10 protein-coding genes are annotated in these 7,217 nt (G+C 56.8%); 6 read left to right on the forward strand and 4 right to left on the reverse strand.

Annotated elements, in window-relative coordinates; all coding sequences use genetic code 11:
* The first annotated feature begins 6 nt into the window (after positions 1-6).
* Complete coding sequence (locus OQK_RS11755) at positions 7-360, forward strand: YkgJ family cysteine cluster protein (protein WP_038861187.1); 354 nt, start codon at positions 7-9, stop codon at positions 358-360.
* A 120-nt stretch (positions 361-480) separates the two neighbouring features.
* Here OQK_RS11755 and OQK_RS11760 read toward each other — a convergent pair whose 3' ends face one another.
* Positions 481-969 carry an Lrp/AsnC ligand binding domain-containing protein gene (locus OQK_RS11760; RefSeq protein WP_010465173.1) on the reverse strand — a complete coding sequence of 163 codons (489 nt, stop codon included), beginning with the start codon at positions 967-969 and terminating at the stop codon, positions 481-483.
* Positions 970-1,122: 153 nt separating this feature from the next.
* Here OQK_RS11760 and dadA point away from each other — a divergent pair, with 153 nt between their 5' ends.
* The 5 genes from dadA (at position 1,123) to OQK_RS11785 (ending at position 5,151) form a co-directional block, all read left to right on the forward strand.
* On the forward strand, positions 1,123-2,427 hold the full coding sequence (dadA, locus tag OQK_RS11765; RefSeq protein ID WP_016772563.1) for a D-amino acid dehydrogenase: 1,305 nt from the start codon (positions 1,123-1,125) through the stop codon (positions 2,425-2,427).
* Positions 2,399-2,752 (forward strand): RidA family protein, encoded by a 354-nt coding sequence (locus OQK_RS11770; RefSeq protein ID WP_016772564.1) that lies wholly within the window; start codon positions 2,399-2,401, stop codon positions 2,750-2,752. Before dadA ends, OQK_RS11770 begins: the two co-directional genes overlap by 29 nt.
* Before the next feature lie 93 nt (positions 2,753-2,845).
* Positions 2,846-3,919, forward strand: a complete 1,074-nt coding sequence (gene alr, locus OQK_RS11775; protein WP_016772565.1) for an alanine racemase — start codon at positions 2,846-2,848, stop codon at positions 3,917-3,919.
* A gap of 88 nt (positions 3,920-4,007) precedes the next feature.
* The gene (locus OQK_RS11780) at positions 4,008-4,556 is read left to right on the forward strand and encodes a cupin domain-containing protein (protein WP_016772566.1); all 549 of its coding nucleotides are present in this window, start codon (positions 4,008-4,010) and stop codon (positions 4,554-4,556) included.
* A gap of 181 nt (positions 4,557-4,737) precedes the next feature.
* Positions 4,738-5,151, forward strand: coding sequence for a c-type cytochrome (locus tag OQK_RS11785; RefSeq protein WP_016772567.1), 414 nt, complete (start codon positions 4,738-4,740; stop codon positions 5,149-5,151).
* 55 nt (positions 5,152-5,206) lie between these two features.
* Here the strand turns inward: OQK_RS11785 and OQK_RS11790 are convergent, their stop codons facing one another.
* The 3 genes from OQK_RS11790 to OQK_RS31200 form a co-directional block, all read right to left on the reverse strand.
* Positions 5,207-5,926, reverse strand: coding sequence for an AAA family ATPase (locus tag OQK_RS11790; protein ID WP_016772568.1), 720 nt, complete (start codon positions 5,924-5,926; stop codon positions 5,207-5,209).
* Positions 5,919-6,788, reverse strand: coding sequence for a hypothetical protein (locus OQK_RS11795; RefSeq protein ID WP_157221878.1), 870 nt, complete (start codon positions 6,786-6,788; stop codon positions 5,919-5,921). The genes OQK_RS11790 and OQK_RS11795 overlap by 8 nt, the downstream gene beginning before the upstream one ends.
* Positions 6,789-6,803: 15 nt before the next feature.
* Positions 6,804-7,217: hypothetical protein (locus tag OQK_RS31200; RefSeq protein WP_238537169.1), on the reverse strand; the 414-nt coding region annotated here is incomplete at its 5' end.

The following is a 7,217-nucleotide window of genomic DNA, read 5'->3' on the forward strand; positions in this document are numbered from 1 at the left end:
GTTTCGATGAGCTGCAACAGCCAGAAAATCCGCAACCTGCGTCAGCAGATCCCCACGTTCGACTGCGTGCCGGGCTGCCACGACTGCTGCGGGCCGGTGACCACTTCGCCCGAGGAAATGGCCCGGCTGCCGCGCAAGACCCGCGCCGAGCAGGATGCCGCGCTGGAAAAACTCAACTGTGTGCACCTGGGGCCGAATGGCTGCACGGTGTATGAAGAGCGACCGCTGATCTGCCGCTTGTTTGGTACGACCAAGACGCTGCCATGCCCGAACGAGCGGCGGCCGGTGGAGTTGATTCATCCACGGGTGGAGAAGCAGATTTTCGAGTACATGGCGGCGAATCGGCAGGTGTTAGTGTAAGCGATCGTTCCCACGCTCTGCGTGGGAATGCCTCTTCGGACGCTCCGCGTTCGGCCTTTGGGACGCAGAGCGTCCCGGGCTGCATTCCCACGCAGAGCGTGGGAACGATCATTGCGGTGATCAGTCCGGAATCGGCAGGCACAGGCTCTCTTTCACCTCTTCCATGACGATATAGCTCTTCGATTCACGCACATGCGGCAGTTTCAACAGAATGTCGCCGAGCAGTTTGCGATACGACGCCATCTCGGAAATCCGCGCCTTCACCAGATAGTCGAAATCCCCTGACACCAAATGGCACTCCAGCACATGCGGCAGCTTCAGCACCGCGCGTCTGAATTCTTCGAATGTGTCACCGGATTTGTAGTCGAGGCTGATCTCGACGAACACCAGCAGGCTACCCTTCAAATGCTGCGGATTGAGCCGGGCGTTGTAGCCCATGATGATCCCTTCGCGCTCCAGACGCCGCACGCGCTCGGTGCACGGCGTGGTCGAGAGGCCGACCTTTTCCCCCAGTTCGGTGAAGGAAATCCGCCCGTCCGCTTGCAGGATGCGCAAGATGTTGCGGTCGATCTTGTCCAGCTCACGTTTGGTCTGAGTGTTGGTACGCATAGGGGATGCGCCTCCGTGAAAAGGGTTTTTGCCGAGAATTGTCGCCAAATATAGGCGCTTATATAGTGAAAAGCACTGGCATTTCTTTTTTACACTGCGCCCATCATTGCTCTAACAAACAGTTCGGCGAAAAGCCGCGATGAGGGATTGAAAATGCGCGTCATGGTCTTGGGTAGCGGCGTCATCGGTACCGCCAGTGCTTACTATCTGGCCCGTGCCGGGTTTGAAGTGGTGGTGGTCGACCGGCAGCCTGCTGCGGCCATGGAGACCAGTTTCGCCAACGCCGGCCAGGTCTCGCCGGGTTACGCCTCGCCGTGGGCCGCGCCGGGCGTGCCGCTCAAAGCGATCAAATGGCTGCTGCAACGCCATGCGCCGTTGGCGATCAAGGCCACCGCCGATATCGACCAATACCTGTGGATGGCGCAAATGCTGCGCAACTGCACCGCCAGCCGTTACGCGGTGAACAAGGAGCGCATGGTGCGGCTGTCCGAGTACAGCCGCGACTGCCTCGATGAATTGCGCGCCGAAACCGGTATCGCCTACGAAGGCCGCAGTCTCGGCACCACGCAGTTGTTCCGCACTCAGGCGCAGCTGGATAACGCCGCCAAAGACATCGCCGTACTGAAAGAATCCGGCGTGCCGTTTGAAGTCCTCGACCGCGCCGGTATTGCCCGCGTCGAGCCGGCGCTGGCAGGCGTGACTGACATTCTCGCTGGCGCGCTGCGTCTGCCCAATGACCAGACCGGCGACTGCCAGATCTTCACCACCCGTCTCGCCGAAATGGCGCGCAAGCTTGGTGTGGAATTCCGTTTCGGCCAGGACATCCAGAAGCTCGACTACGCCGGTGATCGCATCAACGGCGTGTGGATCGACGGCAAGCTGGAAACCGCTGATCGCTACGTGCTGGCGCTCGGCAGCTACTCGCCGCAGGTGCTCAAGCCGCTGGGCATCAAGGCCCCGGTGTATCCACTCAAGGGCTACTCGCTGACCGTGCCGATCACCAACCCGGACATGGCGCCGACGTCGACCATTCTCGACGAGACCTACAAGGTCGCGATCACCCGTTTCGACAACCGCATCCGCGTCGGCGGCATGGCCGAGATCGCCGGTTTTGACCTGTCGCTGAACCCGCGTCGGCGCGAAACCCTGGAGATGATCGTCAACGACCTTTATCCTCAGGGCGGCAATCTGGCCGAAGCGAGTTTCTGGACCGGCCTGCGCCCGACCACGCCGGACGGTACGCCGATCGTTGGCGCCACGCCGTTCAAGAATCTGTTCCTCAACACCGGTCACGGTACGCTCGGCTGGACCATGGCCTGTGGTTCCGGCCGTTTGCTCGCCGACCTGATGGCGAAGAAAAAGCCGCAGATCAGCGCTGAAGGCCTCGATATTTCCCGTTACGGCAACCAGACCCAGGAGTCCGCAAAACATGTCAATCCAGCGCCAGCTCACCAATGAGCGCATGAGTCAGATCGTCAGCCACAACGGCACCGTGTATCTGGCCGGGCAGGTCGGCGACGACTTCGACGCCGGAATTGAACAGCAGACCCGCGACGTGCTCGCCAATATCGAACGTCTGCTCGATCTGGCCGGGACGGACAAACAGCATCTGTTGTCGGCAACGATCTATTTGAACGACATCGAAGCGCACTTCGCCGGGATGAACGCGGTGTGGGACCAGTGGCTGCCAAAAGGCGCTGCGCCGGCCCGCGCCACCGTCGAAGCGAAGATGGCCAAGCCGAGCATTCTGGTGGAGATCTCCATCGTCGCCGCGCTGCCATAACGTTTAACAGATCCCTCTCCCGGTGCTGCTGGCGGTTCGCGTCGTCAGTCAGCGCCGGTTTTTCTTCCCATGACCGCCCAGAAGTCTGCCGCCATGCGTCCTGCCCGTGCCCTGATCGACCTTCAAGCCCTGCGTCACAACTACCGAATTGCCCGTGAAGTCACCGGCGCCAAGGCGCTCGCGGTGATCAAGGCGGACGCCTATGGCCATGGCGCGATACGTTGCGCCCAGGCGCTGGAAGCCGAGGCTGACGGGTTTGCGGTGGCCTGCATTGAAGAAGCACTGGAGCTGCGTTCCGCCGGGATTCGCGCGCCGGTATTGCTGCTGGAAGGCTTCTTCGAAGCCGATGAGCTGGCGTTGATCGTCGAGCATGATTTCTGGTGCGTGGTGCATTCGCTGTGGCAGCTCGAAGCGATCGAGCAGGCAGTCCTGAGCAAACCGATCACGGTATGGCTCAAGCTCGATTCCGGCATGCACCGCGTCGGCCTGCATCCGAAAGATTATCCAGCGGCCTATCAGCGTCTGCTGGCCAGCGGCAAAGTGGCAAAAATCGTGTTGATGAGCCACTTCGCCCGCGCCGATGAACTGCATGCGCAAAGCAGTGCCGAGCAGGTCGCGGTGTTCGAAGCGGCGCGTCAGGGTCTGGCGGCGGAAGTCAGCCTGCGCAACTCGCCAGCGGTGCTCGGATGGCCAGAAATCCAAAGCGATTGGGTACGCCCGGGCATCATGCTCTACGGCGCGACCCCGTTCGAAGAAGCCAACGCCGTCGCTGAACGCCTGCAACCGGTGATGACCCTCGAATCGAAAGTCATCAGTGTGCGTGAATTGCCGGCCGGCGAGCCAATCGGCTATGGCGCCAGATTCATCACCGACAAGCCGATGCGCATCGGCGTGGTCGCCATGGGTTACGCCGACGGTTACCCGCGCCAGGCACCGACCGGCACACCCGTGCTGGTGGCGGGCAAACCCAGCCGCCTGCTGGGGCGCGTGTCGATGGACATGCTCTGCATCGATCTGACCGACGTAGCGGAAGCGGGGCTTGGTTCAACTGTCGAGCTGTGGGGTAAAAACATCCTCGCCAGCGACGTGGCAAAGTGGGCCGATACCATCCCGTATCAGATCTTCTGCAACCTGAAACGGGTGCCAAGGCTCTATTCCGAGGGTTGACGCCGCTGCGGGGGCCAGCTGTTGTAAATACTGAACGCTGTCGCCATGATAACGCTCAATATTCTTACAACATCAGGAGGCTCCCGCCTTGGACGTCGGTGAACGACTGCAATCGATCCGCAAGCTCAAAGGGCTTTCCCAGCGTGAACTCGCCAAACGCGCGGGCGTCACCAACAGCACCATTTCGATGATCGAAAAGAACAGCGTCAGCCCTTCGATCAGTTCGCTGAGAAAGGTGCTCGGCGGCATTCCCATGTCGATGGTCGAGTTCTTTTCCGAAGAGATCCTGCAGGACCAACCGACCCAGATCGTCTACAAGGCCAATGAGCTGATCGACATCTCCGACGGCGCCGTGACCATGAAACTGGTCGGCCGCGCCCACCCGAGCCGCGCCATCGCCTTCCTCAACGAAATCTACCCGCCGGGCGCCGACACCGGCGAAGAAATGCTCACCCACGAAGGCGAGGAAACCGGGATTCTGGTTGAAGGTCGCCTGGAGCTGGTGGTGGGGCTGGAAACTTTTATCCTCGAAGCCGGCGACAGCTACTATTTTGAAAGTACCAAGCCGCATCGTTTCCGTAACCCGTTCGACGTGCCGGCGCGACTAATCAGCGCAGCCACGCCGGCGAATTTTTAAGCAGAAGGCGCCAGGCCGATATGGCAAAGGCCCCCGAACCGATTTACCGATGGGCAACAAGACCCCTCTAACCATGGGGTTGTTTCAGTACAGCGGCCTACCCGCTATACTTGCGCCCGCCTGCGAACCGTGGCCGCAGGCGTGAATAGCCACCATTGAGGGTGAACGCGTGAACCTAATTATGAAAATGCTGGCTGCACCAGCAACCGTACTGGCCCTCTGGGCTGTCAGCGCTCAAGCTGCGACAAATGACGACATCGCCAAACGCCTTGAGCCCGTCGGCCAGGTGTGTGTTCAAGGGCAGGAATGCAAGGGTATGGAAGTGGCTGCTACCGCTGGCGGTGGCGGCGGAGCAAAGGCCCCTAAAGACGTGATCGCCAAGCACTGCAACGCTTGTCACGGCACGGGCCTGCTCGGCGCGCCGAAGATCGGCGACAAGGCAGCCTGGAAGGAGCGCGCCGATCATCAGGGTGGTCTGGACGGCATCCTCGCCAAGGCCATCACCGGCATCAACGCCATGCCGCCAAAAGGCACCTGCGCCGATTGCACCGATGAAGAGCTCAAGGGTGCGATCAAAGAGATGTCCGGTCTGTAATCAGCGGCGTCTTTGAAAAAAACCGTCTTCGGACGGTTTTTTTGTGCCTGCAATCTCACTGCATGTTTTTCGTGATGTAGGCGCCGGCAGAATTGAGCACCGCTTTGTACACGGCGTAAGCATCGGTATCTTCAGGCGCTATTTGCTCGCAGCGCCCTCCCGATATCTGCCTGAGATCACATCCCGGGATCGACATGATGAGGGGAGAGTGAGTAGCGATGATGAACTGCGCGCCGCCGCGCGACAGCTCCATTATCCGGTTGATAAAAACCAATTGCCTCAACGGGGATAACGATGCTTCCGGCTCGTCGAGCACATACAGACCTTGGGCTTTGAATCGATGTTGAAACAACGCCTCCATGGCTTCACCGTGCGACAGGCAATGCATATCCACGCCGCCGTAGTAGCTCTTTATTTCGGGATCAAAGCTCGCCTCTGCATCAAGCTTGCGAATTGCAGTATTCAAGTTGTAGAAGGTTTCTGCCCTGTAGAAAAAAACGTCCTTCTCCCTTCGGTAGCCTTTTGAGAGCGTCAGGCTTTCGTACAGTTTTGAATGAGTTTTCTCAGTCGAGAAATTGAAATTTTTCCCACCGCCCTCTGGATTGCAGCCTGCCTTGATGGCAATAGCTTCAAGTAATGTGGATTTCCCAGCACCATTTTCGCCAATAAAAACCGTTATCGAGTTGCGCAGTTCAAGGGGGAAGAGGTTTTGCAGCCGGTCACCCACCGTCACGTCTGGCTTCAGGCGTATTTGCTGGATAAACAGATCATTCATATCGATGCCCTCTGAAGATTCTATCGACGGATACCTTCACGCCAATCATCGTGATGCCGAGTCTTATCGAACCCGTGCTGGCCATGGTAAAAATTCCGATATAACCGAGACAGGCAATAAGACGCTCGCCAAATAATTCCGGCGTGGCAGCGGCGCTGAAGAAAATAACCGATACCGTCCCCGCCGATATAGCCATTTCCGGCCAGAAGGATTGTATGGCGCTTGCTTTCAGATACTTGTAGCGTGCTCTTACCGTGTCCTTCAAATATCCATAGCTTCTGATGAGTTGCATTTTACTTTGCTTGCCATCGCTGGAAACGTTGAAGGCGCTGATAAGCGACTCTTTGTACAAATCTTCCTTCGACATTTCTGCTGCATATAACCGCTGGATTACAGGCTTGGCAAATCTTAATTGCACACACGTCAACACAATAATTAAAGCGATGGGCAGGAAGAAATAGATGTTTTCCCGGAGCAGAATATAGGCTGCGGAAACCGTCAAAATGCAAGAGCCCATGAGTTGGATTGTGTCATGAATGACGGAAGCAATTTTTTCCGCGTCTTCTTTTATCAATGTCACCCGAGAACATAATGGAGAGGGGCGTTTATCATGCACAATGAAGTTGATAAGTAAAAAGCGGGATCTTACTTCTATGAGCGTTGCCAAGGAATTGCCCAGAGCTTGGCTTGATAGCTTGGTTAGAAAAACAGCGATAAGAGTGAAATAAAATTCAGCGTTAATGGAGCCAGTAGTAAGAGCCGACAGGCTCTTTGCGATGACTGATGGTATTAACAATTGACATATACTTGCTACGGTAAGGCAAATAACCGAAAGCAGAAAAACGGTCAGGTTATTTCGCAAGCATATAAACATAGTTCAATGCCCCTCGTGCTGCAGTTCGTAGCTACGAATTCGACTACGTCTATAAGATGCCTCTCTGCTCGAGTAGTAGATAGATATCAGTGACATCGTGGGGCTCAGAACGCGTTCAAGATAGATGGCTGAGGCAAAAATTGAGCCTATATTCGTTTCGCCAACGCTTAGCAGATGGGCCGATAGCAATAATAAAACCACTATCGCTACCGGATAACATGTGCCTGACATTGATTCGAATGTTGTGGCTTTGAGACTTGAGCGAAAAGCGAGGCGCTCGATATTTTTTATATCGATCTTGATCCTGTTGGTGTATGGCTTTGCATTAAGCAAAAGCTCACAGATGGCGCCTATTGTTACGGTGTTTTCTTGAACGTACTCAGCAAACAGTGAGTTGCTATTTTTTCGAGTTATAAG

This window comes from Pseudomonas sp. R62 (assembly GCF_000257605.1).
Lineage (GTDB): Bacteria > Pseudomonadota > Gammaproteobacteria > Pseudomonadales > Pseudomonadaceae > Aquipseudomonas > Aquipseudomonas atacamensis.